Annotated in this window: 23 protein-coding genes; 7 read left to right on the top strand and 16 right to left on the bottom strand. The window is 68.3% G+C overall.

Translation table 11 applies throughout. From position 1 onward, the window contains the following. From NHG85_RS13150 to NHG85_RS13160, 3 genes are all read right to left on the bottom strand, one after another. Positions 1 to 605: electron transfer flavoprotein subunit beta/FixA family protein (locus NHG85_RS13150; protein WP_253333079.1), on the bottom strand; the 605-nt coding region annotated here is incomplete at its 3' end. A gap of 108 nt (positions 606 to 713) precedes the next feature. Next, complete coding sequence (locus NHG85_RS13155) at positions 714 to 1706, bottom strand: NAD(P)H-quinone oxidoreductase (RefSeq protein WP_253333081.1); 993 nt, start codon at positions 1704 to 1706, stop codon at positions 714 to 716. Continuing rightward, positions 1703 to 2428, bottom strand: coding sequence for a COQ9 family protein (locus tag NHG85_RS13160; RefSeq protein WP_253333083.1), 726 nt, complete (start codon positions 2426 to 2428; stop codon positions 1703 to 1705). Before NHG85_RS13160 ends, NHG85_RS13155 begins: the two co-directional genes overlap by 4 nt. A gap of 104 nt (positions 2429 to 2532) precedes the next feature. Between NHG85_RS13160 and rpsU the strand changes: the two genes are divergently transcribed. Continuing rightward, a complete protein-coding gene (rpsU, locus tag NHG85_RS13165) occupies positions 2533 to 2739 on the top strand; it encodes a 30S ribosomal protein S21 (RefSeq protein WP_007255353.1) in 207 nt (68 codons plus the stop codon). 170 nt (positions 2740 to 2909) lie between these two features. Next, on the top strand, positions 2910 to 3440 hold the full coding sequence (locus NHG85_RS13170; protein WP_253333085.1) for a peroxiredoxin-like family protein: 531 nt from the start codon (positions 2910 to 2912) through the stop codon (positions 3438 to 3440). 58 nt (positions 3441 to 3498) lie between these two features. Here NHG85_RS13170 and NHG85_RS13175 read toward each other — a convergent pair whose 3' ends face one another. Beyond that, a complete protein-coding gene (locus NHG85_RS13175) occupies positions 3499 to 3960 on the bottom strand; it encodes an Lrp/AsnC family transcriptional regulator (protein ID WP_253333086.1) in 462 nt (153 codons plus the stop codon). A gap of 126 nt (positions 3961 to 4086) precedes the next feature. Here NHG85_RS13175 and ald point away from each other — a divergent pair, with 126 nt between their 5' ends. Together ald and NHG85_RS13185 are read left to right on the top strand one after the other, a co-directional pair. Continuing rightward, entirely contained in the window at positions 4087 to 5205 is a 1119-nt protein-coding gene (ald, locus tag NHG85_RS13180) for an alanine dehydrogenase (RefSeq protein ID WP_253333088.1), read from the top strand. Positions 5206 to 5281: 76 nt separating this feature from the next. Continuing rightward, positions 5282 to 5734 (top strand): DUF2383 domain-containing protein, encoded by a 453-nt coding sequence (locus NHG85_RS13185; protein WP_253333090.1) that lies wholly within the window; start codon positions 5282 to 5284, stop codon positions 5732 to 5734. A 53-nt stretch (positions 5735 to 5787) separates the two neighbouring features. Here the strand turns inward: NHG85_RS13185 and NHG85_RS13190 are convergent, their stop codons facing one another. The 7 genes from NHG85_RS13190 to pyk form a co-directional block, all read right to left on the bottom strand. Beyond that, positions 5788 to 6321, bottom strand: coding sequence for an FMN-dependent NADH-azoreductase (locus tag NHG85_RS13190; RefSeq protein ID WP_253333092.1), 534 nt, complete (start codon positions 6319 to 6321; stop codon positions 5788 to 5790). A gap of 92 nt (positions 6322 to 6413) precedes the next feature. Continuing rightward, entirely contained in the window at positions 6414 to 6851 is a 438-nt protein-coding gene (mscL, locus tag NHG85_RS13195) for a large conductance mechanosensitive channel protein MscL (protein WP_253333094.1), read from the bottom strand. 153 nt (positions 6852 to 7004) lie between these two features. Continuing rightward, complete coding sequence (gene pheT / locus NHG85_RS13200; protein WP_253333096.1) at positions 7005 to 9398, bottom strand: phenylalanine--tRNA ligase subunit beta; 2394 nt, start codon at positions 9396 to 9398, stop codon at positions 7005 to 7007. A gap of 59 nt (positions 9399 to 9457) precedes the next feature. After that, positions 9458 to 10516 (bottom strand): phenylalanine--tRNA ligase subunit alpha, encoded by a 1059-nt coding sequence (pheS, locus tag NHG85_RS13205; protein WP_253333098.1) that lies wholly within the window; start codon positions 10514 to 10516, stop codon positions 9458 to 9460. Positions 10517 to 10625: 109 nt separating this feature from the next. Next, positions 10626 to 10988, bottom strand: a complete 363-nt coding sequence (gene rplT / locus NHG85_RS13210) for a 50S ribosomal protein L20 (RefSeq protein ID WP_253333099.1) — start codon at positions 10986 to 10988, stop codon at positions 10626 to 10628. Positions 10989 to 11000: 12 nt separating this feature from the next. Next, the gene (gene rpmI, locus NHG85_RS13215) at positions 11001 to 11201 is read right to left on the bottom strand and encodes a 50S ribosomal protein L35 (protein WP_017929541.1); all 201 of its coding nucleotides are present in this window, start codon (positions 11199 to 11201) and stop codon (positions 11001 to 11003) included. A 129-nt stretch (positions 11202 to 11330) separates the two neighbouring features. After that, positions 11331 to 12776, bottom strand: coding sequence for a pyruvate kinase (gene pyk / locus NHG85_RS13220; protein ID WP_253333141.1), 1446 nt, complete (start codon positions 12774 to 12776; stop codon positions 11331 to 11333). Between the two features lie 164 nt (positions 12777 to 12940). Here pyk and NHG85_RS13225 point away from each other — a divergent pair, with 164 nt between their 5' ends. Then, positions 12941 to 13684: an N-formylglutamate amidohydrolase gene (locus tag NHG85_RS13225; RefSeq protein WP_253333101.1), complete on the top strand. Its 744-nt coding sequence runs from the start codon at positions 12941 to 12943 to the stop codon at positions 13682 to 13684. Between the two features lie 11 nt (positions 13685 to 13695). After that, a complete protein-coding gene (locus tag NHG85_RS13230; RefSeq protein WP_253333103.1) occupies positions 13696 to 14025 on the top strand; it encodes a DUF1244 domain-containing protein in 330 nt (109 codons plus the stop codon). A 2-nt stretch (positions 14026 to 14027) separates the two neighbouring features. On the opposite strand, the gene NHG85_RS13235 is transcribed toward NHG85_RS13230, so the two are convergent. The 5 genes from NHG85_RS13235 to NHG85_RS13255 all read right to left on the bottom strand — a co-directional run bounded on the left by NHG85_RS13235 (position 14028) and on the right by NHG85_RS13255 (position 19023). Continuing rightward, entirely contained in the window at positions 14028 to 14342 is a 315-nt protein-coding gene (locus NHG85_RS13235; protein ID WP_253333105.1) for a DnaJ family domain-containing protein, read from the bottom strand. A gap of 14 nt (positions 14343 to 14356) precedes the next feature. Continuing rightward, positions 14357 to 15217, bottom strand: coding sequence for a D-amino-acid transaminase (locus tag NHG85_RS13240; RefSeq protein WP_253333107.1), 861 nt, complete (start codon positions 15215 to 15217; stop codon positions 14357 to 14359). A gap of 61 nt (positions 15218 to 15278) precedes the next feature. Then, complete coding sequence (gene dgcA, locus NHG85_RS13245) at positions 15279 to 16259, bottom strand: N-acetyl-D-Glu racemase DgcA (RefSeq protein WP_253333109.1); 981 nt, start codon at positions 16257 to 16259, stop codon at positions 15279 to 15281. Further along, positions 16238 to 17278: an MBL fold metallo-hydrolase gene (locus tag NHG85_RS13250; RefSeq protein ID WP_253333112.1), complete on the bottom strand. Its 1041-nt coding sequence runs from the start codon at positions 17276 to 17278 to the stop codon at positions 16238 to 16240. The genes dgcA and NHG85_RS13250 overlap by 22 nt, the downstream gene beginning before the upstream one ends. 47 nt (positions 17279 to 17325) lie before the next feature. Further along, the gene (locus NHG85_RS13255; protein ID WP_253333114.1) at positions 17326 to 19023 is read right to left on the bottom strand and encodes an acyl-CoA dehydrogenase; all 1698 of its coding nucleotides are present in this window, start codon (positions 19021 to 19023) and stop codon (positions 17326 to 17328) included. A gap of 99 nt (positions 19024 to 19122) precedes the next feature. Here NHG85_RS13255 and NHG85_RS13260 point away from each other — a divergent pair, with 99 nt between their 5' ends. Then, positions 19123 to 20070, top strand: coding sequence for an L-threonylcarbamoyladenylate synthase (locus NHG85_RS13260; RefSeq protein WP_253333116.1), 948 nt, complete (start codon positions 19123 to 19125; stop codon positions 20068 to 20070). The last annotated feature ends 40 nt before the right edge of the window (positions 20071 to 20110 follow it).

Raw genomic sequence — 20110 nt, forward strand, 5'->3', positions numbered from 1 at the left:
GGCTTCTTCTTGGCCTTCATGATGTTGGGCAGCGAGGCATAGCGCGGCTCGTTCAGCCGCAGGTCAACGCTGACGATTGCCGGCAGCTTGACCGAGATCGTCTGCAGGCCGCCATCGACCTCGCGCGTCACCTGCGCGCTCTCGCCGTCGATCTTCACCTCGGAGGCGAAGGTCGCCTGGGACCAACCCAAGAGCGCCGAGAGCATCTGGCCGGTGGCGTTCATGTCGTTGTCGATCGCCTGCTTGCCGCAGAGCACGAGGCCGGGCTGCTCCTCTTCGACCACCTTCGACAGGATCTTCGCCACCGCCAGCGGCTCGATGTCCTGCGTCGGATCATCGGCGGCAACGACGAGGATCGCGCGATCCGCGCCCATCGCCAGCGCCGTGCGCAGCGTCTCCTGCGCCTGCTTCACGCCGATCGACACGGCGACGACCTCCGTGGCCGTGCCCGCCTCCTTCAGCCGGATCGCCTCCTCGACCGCGATCTCGTCGAAGGGGTTCATCGACATCTTCACATTGGCCAGATCGACGCCCGAGCCATCCGACTTCACACGCACCTTCACGTTGTAGTCGATCACCCGCTTCACGGGGACGAGAATTTTCATGATCAGCCTTTCCTTACGGATCCTTGCCCGATTGGTAGCGCGTGGTTTTCGGCGGCAACAAGGCGAAACCGACCCTTCGGCGCCGGGCGACGTCGCGTTACGCGCGCGTCAACCGGCGCCGTCGCCCTTCAGATCCAGCACGATCTTTCCGATATGCTCGGAGCTTTCCATGCGCGCATGCGCCGCTGCCGCCTCGGCCAGCGGGTAGCTGCTGTCCATCACCGGCGCGATCCGCCCCGCATCGAGCAAGGGCCAGACATGCGTGCGCAGCTCCGCCGCGATGGCGGCCTTGGCGGCGATGGATTGCGGCCGCAGGGTCGAGCCGGTGAGCGTCAGCCGCCGCCGCATCAGGGGCGACAGGTTCAGCTCCATCTTTGGCCCCTGCAGAAAGGCGATCTGCACCAGCCGCCCGTCATCGGCCAGCGCCTTGATGTTGCGCGGCACGTAATCGCCACCGACCATGTCGAGGATCAGATCCGCTCTGCCCTCTTCACGCAGCACCTCGACGAAATCCGCCTCTCGGTAGTTGATCGCGCGTTCCGCGCCGAGGCTCTCGCAGGCGGCACATTTTTCGGCCGATCCGGCGGTGGCGAAGACCCGCGCGCCGAAGTGCCGCGCGAGCTGGATCGCCGTGGTGCCGATGCCCGAGGAGCCGCCATGCACCAGGAACCGCTCGCCCGCCTTCAGCCCACCGCGCATGAAGACGTTGGACCAGACGGTGAAGAAGGTCTCCGGCAGGCAGGCGGCCTCCTTGAGCCCCATGCCTTGTGGCACGGGCAAGCAATGCGCCGCCGGGGTGACCACGGCCTCGGCATAGCCGCCGCCCGGCACCAGCGCGCAGACCGCATCGCCCACCGACCAGCCGGTGACGTCCGGCCCAAGTGCGGCGACATGGCCCGAAACCTCGAGCCCCGGCAGGTCCGAGGCGTCGGGTGGCGGCGCGTAAGCGCCCGCGCGCTGCAGCGCGTCGGGGCGGTTCACGCCCGCGAAGGCGGTGTCGATGACGACCTCCCCCTCTTTGGGTTCGGGGCGCGGGCGCTGCGTTTCGCGCAGCACCTCCGGTCCGCCGGGGCGGGTAATCTCGATGGCGCGCATCATCATCGGCGGGGGCTCCAATGTCCGGGAAGATCCATGGGCGGCTTGCGATTCGGGGCATGCACGCCGGAAAAGAGGATCGACAGCGCCCCCGTCACCGGCCTGAGCAGCATCGAATTGTTGGCGCTTGCCTTGGCCTTTTCGATGCGCATCACATCGTCGATGCGACGGTCGATGAAGGACCACGTCGCCTGGTGATCGAGGCTGTCGTCGCCGAGCCAGTAGAGCACCACCGAGGCCCAGACGCCCGAGAGCGTCGCGCGCTTGGTGTACCAGTTCACGTCGTCCGAGGCGTCGCCCAGCGCGGTCCAGACCGAATCGGCGGTGCGCCACAGCAGGCGCGAACCTTCGGCGGCGTGATGCGGCAGCGCGAAAAGCGCCGTCGCCCGGCGCAGCGCCTCCTTGTCGCGCACCGCCTCGATCCGCGCGCGCAGCGCGAAGGCGACACGGTCGCGGTAACGCATCTCGCCCAGATCGGCGGCGCGCACCGCTTCGATCATGGCGCGGTCGCCCGCGTCGTGCAGCGCCACCGCGAGGTCGATCGCCCCGCGCGGGCACAGCTCATGCGCCTGCGCCAGCGTCATGCCCTGCTCCTGCGCGGCGGCACGAAAGGCCGTCTCCGACCAGCCGTCGAAGGCGACATGCGGCACGATCGCGTCGAGCAGTGCCGCGATCTGCGGATCCTGTGGCGGGGCGCCCTCCGGCGCGCCGGTGGTGGAATGGGTCATTGGCGTCTCCCTTCGCCTCCAGCCTAGACAACTGGCCGGGGCTTTGCTATATGGCCGCTTCCTGCAATCTTGAAACTCCAGCTTAGAAAGGTGGTGAAAACCACATGCAGGTCAGCGTTCGCGACAACAACGTCGATCAGGCCCTCCGGGCTCTGAAGAAGAAGTTGCAGCGCGAGGGTGTGTTCCGCGAAATGAAGCTCAAGCAGCATTTCGAGAAGCCCTCCGAGAAGAAAGCACGCGAGAAGGCCGAGGCCATCCGGCGTCAGCGCAAACTCGCCCGCAAGAAGGCCCAGCGCGAAGGTCTCCTCTGAGATCACGCGACACCTTCGAACGATGAAACCCCCGAGGCGACGGCTCCGGGGGTTTTTCGTGCGCCGGGCGGAAGGATCAGCGTCGGCCGGCGACACGTCTGCGTGACCGCATCGACCCGACCCGCCCCCTCGGCGTTGAGGCCGCGAGTTTCATTTCAGACGGAGGCATCATGCCCGGCAAACCGACCCCCGACACCACCCTTCCCCAGATCACCCTGCCCCGTCTGGGCGGCGGCGAGATCACCCTCGGCAAGCCGATGGAAGGGCGCGACTGGCAGATGGTCGTCGTCTACCGCGGCAAGCATTGCCCGATCTGCCACAAATACGTCGAGGGGCTCGAAGGGCTCGTGTCGAAGTACCACGAGGCCGGCATCGACGTGGTCATCGTCTCGGGCGACCCCGAGGAGAAGTCCCGCGCCTTTGCCGAGGAAACCGGCACCAGCGTGCCGGTGGCCTATGACCTGAGCGTGCCGCAGATGCTGGAGCTGGGCCTTTACGTCTCCGAGCCACGTTCGGCGCAGGAGACCGATCGCCCCTTTGCCGAACCGGCCGTCTTCGTGATCAACGATCGCGGCACGGTGCATATCGCCGATATCTCCAACGCCCCCTTCGCGCGCCCCGATCTCGAAGGGCTGCTGAACGGGCTGAAGTTCATCCGCGAGAATGAATACCCGATCCGCGGCACCAAGATGGCCGCCTGAGCGAGATCCGATGCTGCTGCACCGGTGAGCGCCGTCTCCCTTCCCGGGGGGCGGCGTTTCATACGGGCAGCGCCGTGGTGCGCCGGACCGTGCGCAGCGCGAAGCTCGATTGCATCGTTTGCACCCCGGGCAGCCGCGCAAGATGGCGGCGGTGGATCTGCGCGAAATCCTCGCTGTCGCGCGCCACTACCTTGAGCAGGTAATCCGCCGTGCCCGCCATCAGGTGGCACTCTAGCACATCGGGTATCCGCGCCACCGCCGTCTCGAAGGCTTCGAGCAGCTCGTCCGCCTGCCCCGAGAGCGTGATCTCGACAAAGACCGTGACGGGACGGCCCAGCTTGCGCGGATCCAGAAGCGCGACATAGCCCCGGATCAGCCCCACCTCCTCCAGCGCCCGGACCCGGCGATGACAGGCCGAGGGGGAGAGATTCACTTTTTCGGACAGCTGTGCGTTCGACAGCCGCCCGTCGGATTGCAGGGCGGTGAGGATGGCCCGGTCGATGCGGTCGATCTCGTTCATGCAAGATCATTCGAAGAAACCGGACTTTCATGCAAGGGTCTTCTCCTGCCTCCCCGGGATGAGCCATGATCTCGTCAGCAATTGCATCGGCCGAGGCGCAGCATGGAGGCAACAAGGAGGATACATATGCATATCGGTTGCCCCACTGAAATCAAGGCGCAGGAATTCCGCGTCGGCCTTACCCCCGATGCCGCGCGCGAGGCGGTGGCTCATGGCCACGAGGTCACCATGCAGGCGGGCGCGGGCATGGGCGCGGGCTTCACGGATGAGGATTACCGCGCCGTGGGCGCGCGGATCGCGGACACCGCCGAAGAGATCTTCGCCAGCGCCGAGATGATCGTGAAGGTGAAGGAGCCGCAGGCGGTCGAGCGCAAGATGCTGCGCGAGGGGCAGATCCTCTTCACCTATCTCCACCTCGCCCCCGACCCGGAGCAGACCGAGGACCTCGTGAACTCGGGCGCGACCTGCATCGCCTACGAGACCGTGACCGACCGCGCGGGCGGCCTGCCGCTTCTGGCGCCGATGTCCGAGGTGGCGGGCCGTCTCGCGCCGCAGATGGGCGCATGGACGCTGCAGAAGGCCAATGGCGGGCGCGGCGTGCTGATGGGCGGCGTGCCGGGCGTGACGCCGGCCAATGTCGTGGTGATCGGCGGCGGCGTCGTCGGCACCCATGCCGCCAAGATCGCCGCCGGCATGGGCGCGCGCGTTACCGTGCTCGACAAGTCGCTGCCGCGGATGCGCTATCTCGACGACGTCTTCGGCGGCCAGTTCCGCACGCTCTATGCCTCCGCCGGCGCCACCGCCGAGGCCGTGACCCAGGCCGACATGGTGATCGGCGCGGTGCTGGTGGCTGGCGCCGCCGCGCCCAAGCTCGTCACCCGCGAGCAGCTCTCGACCATGAAGCCCGGTGCCGCGATCGTCGATGTCGCCATCGACCAGGGTGGCTGCTTCGAGACCTCGAAGGCCACCACGCACCAGGACCCGATCTACGAGGTCGACGGCATCATGCATTACTGCGTGGCGAACATGCCGGGCGCGGTGGCGCGCACCTCGACGCTGGCGCTGGGCAACGCCACCATGCCCTTCGTGCTGGCCATCGCGGGCAAGGGCTGGAAGCAGGCCTGCCTCGACGATGCGCATCTGGCCGAGGGGCTCAACGTGCATCAGGGCCAGATCACAAACCTCCCCGTGGGCGAAGGCCTCGGCCGCGAGGCGATCTCGGCGCAGGAGGCGCTTGCCCGCTGATGTGCGAAGCCGCACCGGAACGCTCCGGTGCGGCAATCGTTTGCCCTGCGCAACCCCAGATGCGGAGGACACACCCATGGTCACCACCATCGGCACATCGAGCGACATGGCCAAGCTGGTCGAGAACTTCATCCTTCTCGAGCATGACGCCATCGCTGCCTACGAAACCACCATCGAGCGGCTCGAGAACACGGCCCACAAGGCCAAGATCGAGGAATTCCGGCAAGATCACCTGCGCCACCTGCAGGATCTGACCGCGCTTGCAGGCCGCGTCGGCGCCAATGTCCCCGACGAGGGCGATATGAAGGAGCTTCTGACCACCGGCAAGATCAAGCTCGCCGACATGGTCGGCGGCGACGGCGCGATCCTCAAGGCCATGGCCACCAACGAGATCGACACCATCACCGCCTATGAGCACGCGGTCGACAACGCCGCCGTGCCCGCCGCCGACAAGGATCTGTTCCAGCGCGGGCTTGCCGACGAGCGCAAGCACAAGGACTGGATGGATCAGGCCGCCAAGACCGCCTGATACGAAAACGGCCGGTGCAATGCACCGGCCGTTCGCTTTTCAACCGACAAGGATCAGGCGGCGATCCTTTGCACGATCCCCGGCACCTTGGCGCGGGCCGCGTTGATCGCCTCGGCGCGCGCCTCTGGCGAGATCGCCACCCCTTCGACCCGAAGCACCGTCACGTCGGTGATGCCGATGAAGCCCAGCACCTGCCGCAGGTAGGGCTCGACGAAATCGGTCGCGCCGTCATGCACCCCGCCGGAGGCATAGACCACGATGGCGCGGCGCCCGCCGGCGAGGCCCTCGGGACCCTCGGCCGTATAGCGAAACGTCTTGCCCGCCACCGCGACGCTGTCGATCCAGGCCTTGAGCTGGTGCGGGATCGCGAAGTTGTACATCGGCGCGCCGATCACCAGCGTGTCGGCCGACATCAGCTGCTCGACCGGATCGCTGTCAAAAACGGCCTCGGTCGCGGGATCGGCGAGATCGCGGCGCAGCACGGTCTCATTGCCATTCGCCGTCAGCTCGGCGACCACGGTCGCCGTCAGATCGCGGGAGACCGAGTTTTCGCCGAGGATGGAGCTGTCGATATGCAGGATGGTCATCTGGAAGCGTCCTTGTGTCATGCTGCACCCTATCTAGGAGCGCACATGAGGCGCATGAACTCCATATTCCTGCACAGGATCTGCGTGGCAGTTCAGGTCCCGCGCGATTTCAACAGATCGCGGATATCGCTCAAGAGCTCCTCCTGCGTCGGCCCCTTGGGTGCTGCGGGCACCGGCTCGCCCTCGTCGACCGCGGCGTCCTTGATCCGGTTCACCGCCTTGACCAGCAGGAACACCACCCAGGCGATGACGAGAAAGTTGATGCAGGCGGTCAGGAAGGCGCCATAGGCGAAGATCGCGGCCCCGCTTTCGCGCGCGGCCTCGAGCGAGCTGCCGGGGGGCACATCGCCCGAGAGCACGATGAACATCGAGGTGAAGTCGATGCCCCCCAGGATCAGCCCGATCACCGGGTTGATCAGGTCATGCACGAGGCTCTGGACGATGGCGGTGAAGGCGGCGCCGATGATGATGCCGACCGCGAGGTCCATCACGTTGCCCTTGGCGATGAAGGTACGGAATTCGTTGATCATCGGGGTCTCCTGACTGGGTTCGGCCCGACCCTAGCGCGCGGCGCGCACGGGGCGCATCCTTTGGCGCGCAAAGGTGGGCAAGCGCGGCGCATGGGCCACGAAAAAGGGAGCGGACCACCGGCCCGCCCCCTTTCCGATTCTTGGCATGACCGATCAGCCGCGCAGTTCGCCGCCCGTGGCCTTGGCCACCTTCTCGACGATCTTCGCGCCCACGGCCTCGATCTCCTTTTCGGTGAGCGATTTCTCCACGGGCTGCAGCCGCACCGTGATCGCCACCGATTTGCGGCCCTCGCCGAGGGAGCCGCCCTGGAACTGGTCGAAGACGCGCACCTCCGAGATCAGCGCCTTGTCCGCGCCCTGCGCCGCGTTCACCAGCGTCAGCGCCTCGATCTGCGCATCGACCACGAAGGCGAAGTCGCGCTCGACGGGCTGCAGCGACGGCGGGGTGAAGGCCGGGCGCGCGGCGCCGTTCTGGCGCGGCAGCGGCACCTCCTCGGGGAAGAGCACGAAGGCCACCGCCGGGCCCTTCACATCGAGCGCCGAGAGCACGCGCGGGTGCAGCTCGCCGAAGACGCCGAGCACCTTCTTGGGCCCGAGGCAGATCCGCCCATGACGGCCCGGATGCCACCATCCCTCACCGCCGCGCAGGATCTGCACCTTGGCAGGCGCGCCCATGGCGGCGAGCACCGCCTCGGCATCGGCCTTGGCGTCATAGAGGTCCACCGGGCGCGACGCGCCGTGCACGTCCTTGGGCCCGGTGCGGCCGGTGAGCAGGCCCGCCACCGCGAGCTTCTGCTCGCCCGGCTCGCCGCCGAAGAACACATGCCCCGCCTCGAACAGCGCGAGGTCGCCCTGCTCGCGCGCCTGATTGCGCGCGGCGGCGCGCAACAGCCCCGGCAGCAGGTCGGGGCGCATGTGGCTCATCTCCGAGGAGATCGGGTTTTCGAGCCGCGTCGCATCCGAGCCGCCGCCGAAGAGCGCCGCCGCCTCGGCGTCGATGAAGCTGTAGGTGACGCATTCGTCGTAGCCGAGCGCCGCTGTCGTGCGCCGCGCCTTGGACAGCCGCGCCTGCATCGGCGTCAGCACCGGCTTGGCCACGCCCTCGGGGCGCGGCAGCGGCACGCCCTTGAGCTTGGACAGGGAAGCCACGCGCGCGACCTCCTCCACGAGATCGGCCTCGCCCTGAATGTCCGAGCGCCAGGCCGGCACATGCGCCATCTCACCGTCGAGCCGGAAGCCGAGACGGTCGAGCGTCTGGCGCTGCTCCTTCACGGGGATGTCCATGCCGACGATCCGCTTCACCGCCTTGGGATCGAAGCGGTAGGCGCGGCTGGTGTCGGGCGTGGCACCCGCGATCGCCATCTTCGACGCCTCGCCGCCCGCGTGATCGACAATCATCCGCACCGCGATCTGCAGCCCGGTGGTGACGAAATCGGTGTCGATGCCCCGCTCGAAGCGCTGGCGCGCGTCCGAATGGATCTTGAGCGCGCGCCCCGTGAGCGCGATCTGCACCGGGTTCCACAAAGCGCTTTCGACGAAGACGTTGGTCGTCTCCTCGGTGACGCCCGTATCCGCGCCGCCCATGATCCCCGCGAGGCTCTCGACGCCGTTGTCGTCGGAGATGACGATCATGCCCTTCTCCAGCGCATACACCTTGTCATCGAGCGCGGCGAAGCTCTCGCCCCCCTTGGCGCGGTGCACCCGCAGGTTCCCCGCGACCTTGTCGGCGTCGAAGACATGCAGCGGCCGGTTCAGGTCATAGGTGATGTAGTTGGTCACATCGACGAGAAAGCTGATCGGGCGCAGGCCGATGGCGCGCAGACGGTCCTGCAGCCAGTCCGGCGAGGGGCCGTTCTTCACGCCGCGAATGAGACGACCGGCAAAGATCGGGCAGCCGTCGCGCGTGTCGGGCGCGATCTCCACCTCGATCGGGCAATCATAGCCCCCCTGCACCGCATTGACCTCCAGCGGCTTCAGCGTGCCGATGCCACGCGCCGACAGATCGCGCGCGATGCCGCGGATGCCGAGCGCGTCGCCCCGGTTCGGCGTGATGGCGATCTCGATGACGGGATCGACCTTGGCGGGGTCGTTCTCGGCCAGCCAGTCGGCAAAGCTCTGACCGACCTCGCCCGAGGGCAGCTCGATGATGCCCTCATGCGCGTCGCCAAGCCCCAGCTCGCGCTCGGAGCACATCATGCCGTGGCTCTCGACGCCGCGGATCTTGCCGACGCCGATGGTAAAATCGGGGCCGGGCACGTAGGTGCCGGGGCGCGCCACGACGACGGTGATGCCTTGGCGCGCGTTGGGCGCACCGCAAATAATTTGGTCCTCGCCGCCGGGCAGGTCGACGCGGCAGACCTGCAGCTTGTCGGCGTCGGGGTGCTTTTCGGCGGCCACCACCTTGCCCAGAACGAAGTTCTCGAGCTGGGCGGCGGGGTTCTCGATGCCTTCGACCTCGAGCCCGAGATCGGTCAGCGCCTCGGCGATCTCGTCCACGGTCGCCGTGGTATCGAGATGGTCCTTGAGCCAGGAGAGGGTGAATTTCATGGAGGGTGCCCCTTACCGGTCGAGTGCGGCGCACAGGCCGTGATGAATGTTCGTCATGCTCAGCCCCGCAACGTCGGCACATCCAACGCTGCGAAGCCGTAATGCTTCAGCCAGCGCAGGTCGCTCTCGAAGAAGGCGCGCAAATCCGGAATGCCATATTTCAGCATCGCCAGACGGTCGATGCCGAGACCGAAGGCGAAGCCCTGGTACTTCTCCGGGTCGATCCCGGCGTTCTTGAGCACCTTGGGATGCACCATGCCCGAGCCGAGCACTTCGAGCCAGTCGTCGCCCTCGCCCACCTTCACGGTGCCGTCCTGCCACGAACACTGGATGTCCACTTCGGCCGAAGGCTCGGTGAAGGGAAAATGCGAGGCGCGGAAGCGGGTCTTCACGGGCTTGCCGAAAAAGGCCGAGAGGAACTCCTCCAGCACCCATTTGAGGTTCGCCATGGTGATGTCGGTGCCGATGGCCAGCCCCTCGACCTGATGGAACATCGGCGTGTGGGTCTGGTCGTAATCGGCGCGGTAGACGCGGCCAGGGCAGATGATGCGGATGGGCGCGCCGTTGGCCTCCATGGAGCGGATCTGCACCGGCGAGGTATGGGTGCGCAGCACGTGGGGCGGGCGGTCGTCGCCTGTCGCGCGGTGGGTGTAGAAGGTGTCCATCTCGGCGCGGGCCGGGTGGTGGCCGGGGATGTTGAGCGCGTCGAAATTGTACCAGTCGCTCTCGATCTGCGGGCCCTCGGCGACCGAGAAGCCCATGTCGGCGAAGATCGCGGTGACCTCTTCGGTCACTTGGCTGATCGGGTGGATCGTGCCGGTGCGCGCGGGGCGCACGGGCAGCGTCACGTCGAGCCATTCGGTCTTGAGCCGCGCCTCGAGTGCCGCGTCGGCGAGCGAGGCCTTGCGCGCGGCGAGCGCGTCGGCGATCTCGGTCTTGAGCGCGTTGAGCTTCGGGCCCTTTTCCTGGCGCTCCTCGGGCGTCATGCCGCCCAGCGTCTTCATCAGGCCCGAGATCTCGCCCTTCTTGCCCAATGCGCGCACGCGCAGATCCTCGATGCCGGCCTCGTCGCCGGCCTCGGCGATCAGCCCCAGATACCTGTCTCGAAGATCGTCCATGTCGTCACCCTTTTCCATCGGCCCGGACTAGCAGGCCGGTCCCGAAACGCAAGAAGCCGCGCGGCCCGTAAGGGGGCGGCGCGGCTTCCATTCAGTCTGTCGCTTGGCCTCAGGCCAGAGCGGCGCGCGCCTTGTCGACGACGGCGCCGAAGGCCTCGGGCTCGTGCACCGCGAGATCGGCGAGAACCTTGCGATCCACCTCGATGCCGGCAAGCGACAGGCCGTTGATGAAGCGCGAGTAGGTCATCTGCTCGTCATGCGCGCGGACGCCGGCGTTGATCCGCTGGATCCACAGGGCGCGGAAGTTGCGCTTGCGGTTCTTGCGGTCGCGGGTCGCGTACTGGTTGGCCTTGTCGACGGCCTGCTTGGCAACCTTGAAGGTCGTCGAGCGGCGATCGTAATAGCCTTTCGCCTGGTCGAGGATCTTCTTGTGACGACGATGGGTGACGGTACCACCTTTGGTGCGGCTCATGTCCTGACCTCCTTAGCGCGCGTAGGGCATCATCGGCTTGATGATCTGCTCATCAGCCTTCGACAGAACCGTGGTGCCGCGGGCGTCACGGATGAACTTGGTGGTGCGCTTGATCATGCCGTGGCGCTTGCCCGCCTGGCCGGCCTTGATCCGGCCCGAGGCCGTCACCTTGAACCGCTTCTTGCAGCTCGACTTCGTCTTCATCTTGGGCATTTCCATCTCCCTTCCGGAACGGTGGTGGGACCGCGTGCCTCGGCATGCCAAGGTGGCCGGACGCGCGGGGTGAGCGCGCCGTATAGGCGGCGCACGAGGTCAAGGCAAGGGGGCTTGGCGCCCCCGCCCTCATTCGTTGTCGGCCGAGAAGATCAGCCGCTCGTCGCAGGGCGCGACGCGCAGGATGTTGGTGGTGCCCGGCGTGTTGAAGGGCACGCCCGCGGTGACCACGATCAGGTCGTCGGCGGTGGCGAGCCCCTGCGCCCGGGCGCAGTTCGCCGCGGCGACCACGGCCATCTTGAAGCGGTCGACCTCGCCGGTGACGACGCAGTTGGTGCCCCAGGTCAGGCAGAGCCTGCGCGCGGTGCCGCGGATCGAGGTCAGCGCCAGGATCGGCACGCGCGGCCGCTCGCGCGCCACCAGCGAGGCGGTGGTGCCCGATTGCGAGAAGCAGCAGATCGCCTTGACGTTGGTCGTCTCGGCGATCTCGCGCGCGGCGGCCACGATGCCGTCGGCGACCGAGTTGTGCGCAACCTTGCGCGAGCTTTCGATGATGTCGCGGTAGGTGCTGTCGGTCTCGACCTCGTGGGCGACGTTGTCCATCGTGGCCACGGCCTGGATCGGATACTGCCCGGCGGCCGATTCGGCCGAGAGCATGATCGCGTCGGCGCCCTCGTAGATCGCGGTGGCGACGTCCGAGACCTCGGCACGGGTCGGCATCGGGCTTTCGATCATCGACTCGAGCATCTGGGTGGCGACGATCACCGGCTTGGCCGCGGCGCGGCAGCGGCGCACGAGGCGCTTCTGGATCGGCGGCACGTTCTGCACCGGCAGTTCGACGCCCAGATCGCCGCGCGCGACCATGATGCCGTCGGAGGCGGCGAGGATCTCGTCAAAGGCCTTCACCGCCGCGGGCTTCTCGATCTTCGACAGGATCGCGGCGCGACCCTGGCACAGCTCGCGCGCCTCCTCGACGTCGGCGGCACGCTGCACGAAGGAGAGCGCCAGCCAGTCGACGCCCAGCTCGCAGACGAATTCGAGATCCTTGCGGTCCTTCTCCGACAGCGCCGCGAGCGGCAGCACCACGTCGGGGACGTTGACGCCCTTGCGGTTGGAGATGGTGCCGCCGACGACGACCTCGCAATCGGCGTAATCGGCGCCGCAATCCCTGACCTTGAGGCGGATCTTGCCGTCGTTGACCAAAAGCGAGGCGCCGGGCTCCAGCGCGTCGAAGATCTCCTTGTGCGGCAGGCGCACGCGGGTGGCATCGCCCTCGGCCTCGTCGAGGTCAAGCCGGAAGGACGCGCCCTCCACCAGCTCTTCCTCGCCATTGGCGAAGGTGCCGACGCGCAGCTTGGGGCCCTGCAGGTCGGCGAGGATGCCGATCGGCGTGTCGAGATCCTCCTCGACCTTACGGATGATGGCGTGGCGGGCGCGGATCTCGTCATGCGCCCCGTGGCTCATGTTGAGACGGAACACGTCCGCACCGGTCTCGACCAGGGCGCGGATCACTTCGTAGGTGCTCGACGCCGGCCCCAGCGTGGCCACGATTTTCACATTGCGATGACGCTTCATCAGCAGGATCCTCTCGACTGTCCTCATGGACGCGATAAGTTCGGGCAGGCAGGCGGTTCCGTTACCGCTACCGGTGCCATTCGGGCGCCTTATTGCCGAAAACGGGCTACGTCACAACTGCCCTTGAGACAAGTGGCGCCGCATTGGGGAGAACAGCAGACCACATGACCTCGGAAGCCTACCGCATCATCGGCGAGGAGCGCCGCTCCCGCTGGCTCGTCACCTGCGACCATGCGAGCAACCACGTGCCGCCATGGGTCTCGGGCGGCGATCTGGGCCTGCCCGCCTCGGACATGGCGCGCCACATCGCCTGGGACGTGGGCGCCGCCGGTCTGACCGAGGCGCTGGCCGAGCGGCTCGACGCCCCGGCGATCCTCTCGAAATTCTCGCGTCTCGTGATCGACCCCAACCGGGGCGAGGACGACCCCACGCTGCTGATGAAGCTCTATGACGGCTCGATCATCCCCGGCAATCGCCACGCGGGCGCGCGGGAGACCGAGGAGCGGCTCGACCGGCTGCACCGGCCCTACCACGCGGCCTATGCCGATCTCGCCGCGCGGCAGGACGACACGGTGATCGTGGCGATCCACAGCTACACGCAGCAGCTTCGCGGCCGGCGGCCCCGGCCCTGGCACGCGGCGATCCTGCACAGCCATCTCGACAGCCGCCTCGCGATCCCCTTCATCGCCCGGCTGCGCGAGGAAGAGGGGCTCGTGGTCGGCGACAACGAGCCCTATTCGGGCCATCTGCCCGGCGATTCCATCGACCGGCACGCGTTGCGCCATGGCCGCCCCAACGTGCTGATCGAAGTGCGCAACGACCTGATCGAGGAGGAAGCGGGCCAGATCGCATGGGCCGACCGCTTGGCACCGGCGCTGCGCGACATACTTGCCGAGACGGGACTGTAAGGAGACCGATCATGAGCAAGCTCGACGAGATCGACGAAGCGACCCGCACCGAGATCGAGGCGGCGGCGTTCCGCAGGCTGCGCAAGCATTTGATGGAGGAGCGCCCGGAGGTGCAGAACATCGATCTGATGAACCTCGCGGGCTTCTGCCGCAACTGCCTCGCGCGCTGGACGCAGGAGGAGGCCGCCGCGCGCGGCCACGAGATGACGAAGGACGAGGCGCGCGAGGCCTATTACGGCATGCCCTACGACCAATGGCGCGAAAAGCACCAGCGCGAGGCTTCCGAACAGACGCGCGCCGCCTTCGATGCGGCACAGAAACACGAGGCGAGCGAGGGCTGATCTCAGCCGAAGCGGCGCATCGCCTCCATCTCGATGGCGAGCCGCATCTCAAGATCGGCGAGGCGGCGCATCTCTTCGCGCCGTGCTGCCTCGCCGGTCAGCCCGGCGAGGCGCGCCTTGGCCTCGGCGATCTCGCGGCTCAGCGTGACCGCCTGCGGCTTGGCCCCCGATTCGCGCATCAACCGGTCGAGCACCGCGTCGCCGGGCGCGTGCAGATCGGCGATCGGCTTGCCCGCGCCGGGCAGGTCGTCAAAGGCGCCGTCCTGCTCCGCCTTGGCGATGACGCGGCTGATATGGTCGATGAGCGGATGGTCCATGTCGGGCTCCGGTGTCAGATCGCCGCCTTGCGGCTTTCCTCGATATAGATCTCGCGCAGGCGGTGCGCCACCGGCCCGGGCCTGCCCTGCCCCACCTGCGCGCCGTCGATCTCCACCACCGGCATCACGAAGGTCGAGGCCGAGGTGATGAAGGCCTCGTCGGCTTCCTGCGCCTCCTCGATGGTGAAGGCGCGCTCCTCGACCTTCATCTGCGCCTCGCGCGCAAAGCGCAGAACGGCGGCACGGGTGATGCCGTGCAGGATCTCGTGGCTGAGCTGGCGGGTGATGATGGTGTTGCCCTTGACGATATAGGCGTTGTTCGAGGTGCCTTCGGTCACGGCGCCCTGCTCGACCATCCAGGCGTCGTCGGCGCCCGCCGCCTTGGCCATCATCTTGCCCATCGAGGGGTAGAGCAGCTGCACCGTCTTGATGTCGCGCCGGCCCCAGCGGATGTCGGGGATCGAGATCACCTTGATCCCGGTCTTCGCCGCCGGGCTCTCGGCGAGGCCGGGCTTCGATTGGGTGAAGAGCACCACCGTCGGTTCGGTCTCCTCGGGCGGGAAGACGAAATCGCGGTCACCGGGCGCGCCGCGGGTGATCTGCAGGTAGATCATGCCCTCGTCGATCTCGTTGCGCGCGACCAGCTCGCGGTGGATCTCCAGAAGTGCGGCGTCCTCCATCGGCTTGCGGATATCGAGTTCGGAGAGCGAGCGCGCGAGCCGTTTCGCGTGGCCCTCGAAATCGATCAGCTTGCCGCCCAGCACGCTAGTGACCTCATAGACCCCGTCGGCCATCAGGAAGCCGCGATCGAAGATCGAGACCTTGGCCTCGTGCTCGGGCAGGTACTCCCCGTTGACATAGACGGTGCGGGTCATGGCGCTCTCCTGTTGGCTGTCGTGCCCCTTCTGCCGCAAGGTGAAGCGCGATGCCAGAGGGTCAGCCCCAAAGCGCGGGTTCGGCCGGGTGCAGCCCCTTTGCATCGTGCCGCATCGACGGCTCGCGATCCTCGGCCAGCAGCAAGGGCCCGTCGAGATCGACGATGCTCGCCCCCTGCGCCACCAGATGCGCGGGCGCCATGGCGAGCGAGGAGCCGACCATGCAGCCGACCATGATGTCGAAGCCTGCCGCGCGGGCCGCGTCGCGCAGGGCCAGCGCCTCGGTCAACCCGCCGGTCTTGTCGAGCTTGATGTTGGCCATGTCGTATTTGCCCGCCATGGGGGGCAATGACGCGCGGTCATGGCAGCTCTCGTCAGCGCAGACCGGCACCGGACGGTCGAGGCCGATCAGCGCGTCGTCCTCGCCCGCGGGCAGCGGCTGCTCGATCAGCGCCACGCCGAGCCGCGCGAGGTGCGGCGCGAGATCGGCGTAGACCTGTGCATTCCAGCCCTCGTTGGCATCGACGATGATCGTGGCACGGGGCGCACCGCGGCGCACCGCTTCGAGCCGGGCCATGTCGTCGGGCGTGCCGAGCTTGATCTTGAGAATCGGGCGATGCGCCTCTTCGCGCGCCCGGGCCTCCATCGCCTCGGGCGCGTCGAGCGAAAGCGTGTAGGCGGTGACGAGAGGCCGGGGCGGCTCAAGCCCGGCCAGCTGCCAGACCGGCACCCCCGCGGCCTTGGCCTCGAGGTCCCATAGCGCGCAATCCACGGCGTTGCGCGCGGCACCGGGCGGCAGCGCTGCCTGCAGATCGCGGCGCGAGATGCCGTCGGACAGGCCCTCGATCTGCGCGCGCACGCTGGCGAGGCTTTCGCCATAACGCGCGTATGGCACACATTCGCCCCGGGCCTCATGGCCGTCGCGGCAAATCCGCACGCTCAGCACCCGTGCTGCCGTTCGCGAGCCGCGGCTGATGGTGAAGGCACGGGCAAGCGGAAAGCTCTCCTCATAGACCTCGATCATGCGGCCCTCCAGCGCCATGCCCCATCATCGCCCATCTCGCGCGATGCCCGCCCCTGCGCCACCAGCGCGTTGAGATGGCCCAGCGCCTCGGCCAGCCCGAGGCCGTAGCTGTCGCGCGTCACCGAGCGGCGAAACAGCGGCGCGAAACAGTCACCGCCCTTGCGCGGCACGGCGAGGTGCTTGGCCAGACGGTCGAGCGCGTCGCGGTGGCCCTGCGCCATCTGGTCGAGCCGCGCGGGTAGACCGCGATAGGGCTTCTTGTGGCCAGGCAGGACGAGCTGATCGGGCCGCGCGAAGGCCGCGAGCTTTTCGCAGGACGCGATCCAGTCGGTGACGGGGTCGTTCTCGGGCTCGGTGGGCTGCACGCCGAGGTTGGGGCTGATGCCGGGCAGGAGCTGGTCGCCGCCGATCACCAGATCGCCGCCCTGCTCCCAGAAGGTCGCGTGCTCGGCGGCGTGCCCCTCGCCCATGCGGACGGTCCAGTCGCGCCCGCCGATGCGGATGGCGTCGCCCTCGCGGATGCGGCTGTAGGAGAGCGGCAGGGGGGCGACCCAATCGACGAAGTTGAAGGGCCGCTCGGTTCGGCGCTGCGCCAGCAGCTCGGCATCCATGCCCGCGCGCTTGTAAAACTGCACCACCTCGCGCGGCGGCAGGCTCTGCTCCTCGGCCCGCAGCATCCGCGACATGAGATAGCCGGTGCGCGGCATGACAAGCTCCGCGTCGCCCTGCGCGCAGAGCCAGCCCGCGAGGCCGACGTGATCGGGGTGGTGATGGGTGACGACGACGCGGCGCAAGGGCCGCCCGTCCAGCGGACCGGAAAGCAGGCTCTCCCAGACCGCGCGGATGCGCGTGGTGTCGAGCCCGGTGTCGATCACCGTCCAGCCATCGCCATCGTCGAAGGCATAGGCGTTCACGTGGTTGAGCGCCCATGGCAGCGGCAGCTGCATCCACAGCACGCCGGGTGCTGTCTCGATGGCCGTGCCCGGCGCGGGCGGTTCGGGAAAGGGCGGATCGGGGGCGCGGGTGTTTGATGTCATGCGCATGTGATGGCGCAGCCGCGGGCTCACGTCCAGCGGCTCGGAGGTCAGGGGGCGAGATCGCCCGCGTCGAGCGCCATCACCGGCTCCGGTCCGGCCCGGAGCGCCGCGATATGCGCCGCCTGTTCGGGCAGCATGCGCCGGATGTAGAAGGCCGCGAGCCTGCGGCGCTTGCCATCGCCCGCCTGCGCCGCGCGCAGGTGGTAATGCGCGCCCAACAGCCGGGCAAAGGCCCGCAGATAGGGCATGGCGCCTGCGAAACGCTCGGCCATGGGCTGCGCCACCAGCCATTCGGTCGCCTCGCGCATCGTCTCGGCCGCCTGCCAGACCGGCTCCGCCAGATCCGGGATCTCGGCCCGCGCGGCCTCGGCGCCCGCCTCGATCTCGTCGATCAGCGCCTGTGCTGCCTCGCCACCATCCATCATCTTGCGGCCGACGAGGTCCATGGCCTGGATGCCGTTGGTGCCTTCGTAGATCGCGGTGATCCGCGCATCGCGCAGGAATTGCGCAGCCCCCGTCTCCTCGATGAAGCCCATGCCGCCATGCACCTGAATCCCCAGATCGGCCACGTTGATCCCGGTCTCGGTGCCGAAGGTCTTGGCGATCGGGGTGAGCAGCGCCGCGCGCGCCTTAGCGCCTGCATCGCCGCCGCGGCCCAGATCGATCGCCTTGGCGCAGGCCAGCGTGATCGCGCGGGCGGCAAATGTCTCGGCCCGCATCCTTGCCAGCATGGCGCGCACATCGGCGTGCTCGACGATCGCGCCGGTGCCGCCCGCGCGGCCCTGGCGGCGCTCCTGCGCATAGGCCAGCGCGGCCTGCGTCGCGGCTTCGGCCACGCCCACGGCCTGGGAGCCGACGCCGAGCCGGGCGGTGTTCATCATGGTGAACATCGCCGCCATCCCGCCATGCGGCTCGCCCACCAGCCAGCCCTTGGCGCCGTCATACTCCATCACCGCCGTCGGCGAGCCATGGATGCCCAACTTGTGCTCGAGGCTGACCACGCGCAGTGAATTGACCTCGCCGGGTTTTCCCTCCGCATCGGGAATGTATTTGGGCACGAGAAAGAGCGAGATTCCCTTGGTGCCGGCTGCGCCGTCGGGCAGCCGCGCCAGCACCATATGCGCCACGTTGTCCGAGAAGTCATTGTCGGCCCAGGTGATGTAGATCTTCTGCCCGGTGATCCGGTAGGTTCCCTCCCCGTCGGGTTCGGCCCTGGTCCTGAGCGCGCCGACATCCGATCCGGCCTGCGGCTCGGTCAGGTTCATCGTGCCGCACCATTCGCCCGAGATCAGCTTGGGCAGGTAGAGCGCCTGCAACTCGGGGCTCGCATGCGCCTCCAGCGCCTCGATCTCGGCCTGCGTCATCAGCGGGTTGAGCTGCAGCGCGAGGCAGGCGCCGCCCATCATCTCGTTGACGCAGGTGACCAGCGCCATGGGCAGCCCCATGCCGCCATGCGCCTCGCCCGCCGCCATGCCGACCCAGCCGCCCTCCGCGATGGCACGGTAGCCCTCGGCATAGCCCGGAGAGGTGCGCACCACGCCATTCTCCAACCGGGCAGGATGCAGATCGCCCGCACGGTTCAAAGGGGCAAGGATCCCGTCGCACATCCGCCCCGCCTCGGTCAGGATCGCATCGGTGACGTCGGGAGTCACCTCGGCGTGGCGCGGCGTCGCCGTCACCTCGGAAAATCCGATCACCTTCTCCAGCAGGAAGCGGAAATCCTCGACCGGGGCGTGAAAGGGCATTGCGGGTCTCCTCCATCGCGTGGCATGCCGGGAACCGGTCGCCATCGCTGCAGCAGCCTGATACGCCGCCCCCCGACCCCGCAACCCGGACGCCACGTCATGACCCGACACCTCGACCCAGACGAGACCGGCCTCAAGCGCGCGGCCGAGATGCTGCGCCGGGGCGGGCTCGTGTCGTTTCCAACCGAGACGGTCTATGGCCTCGGGGCCGATGCCAGCGACGACGCGGCCGTGGCGCGGATCTTTGATGCCAAGGGGCGACCGAGCTTCAACCCGCTGATCGTGCACCTGCCCGATGCCGAGGCGGTCGAGGCCTATTGCGTCATGGACGACACCGCGCGCCGCCTCGCCGCCACCTTCTGGCCCGGCGCGCTGACGCTGGTGCTGCCGATCCGGCCCTATGCAGGGATCTCCAGGCTGGTGACGGCGGGGCTCGACACGCTGGCCGTGCGGGTGCCCGACCATCCGCTGGCGCAGGCGCTCCTGCGCGAGACGGCGCGCCCCGTCGCCGCGCCATCGGCCAACCCCTCGGGCCGGGTGAGCCCGACCACCCCCGCCCATGTGCTGGCGGGCCTCGGCGGCCGGATCGAGGCGGTGCTCGATGGCGGCCCCTGCGGCGTCGGGCTGGAATCGACCATCCTCGACTGCACCGGCGTGACCCCGGCGCTCCTGCGCGCGGGCGGGCTTCCGGCCGAGGCGATCGAGGCCTGCCTCGGCCTGCCTCTCGCGCCGCCGGCGCCGACCCCCGCCACCGCGCCCAGCGCGCCGGGCCAGCTGTCGTCGCATTACGCGCCCAAGGGCACGGTGCGGCTCGACGCCATCGAGACCGAGCCGGGCGAGACCTATCTGGGCTTCGGGCCGCTGGGGGCGGGGATGAACCTGTCGCGCTCGGGCGATCTGGTGGAGGCGGCGGCCAATCTCTTCGATTGCCTGCACCGGCTCGACGCGCTGGGCGCCGAGCGGATCGCCGTGGCGCCGATCCCCGATCACGGGCTGGGCCGCGCGATCAACGACCGGCTGCGCCGGGCCGCCGCGCCGCGCCGCTGAGCCGCCGGCTTGCCTTCATGGGCGGCGGCGGTCTAGGCCC

The sequence above is a fragment of the Limimaricola litoreus genome (assembly GCF_024159025.1).
Classification (GTDB): Bacteria; Pseudomonadota; Alphaproteobacteria; order Rhodobacterales; family Rhodobacteraceae; genus Limimaricola; species Limimaricola litoreus.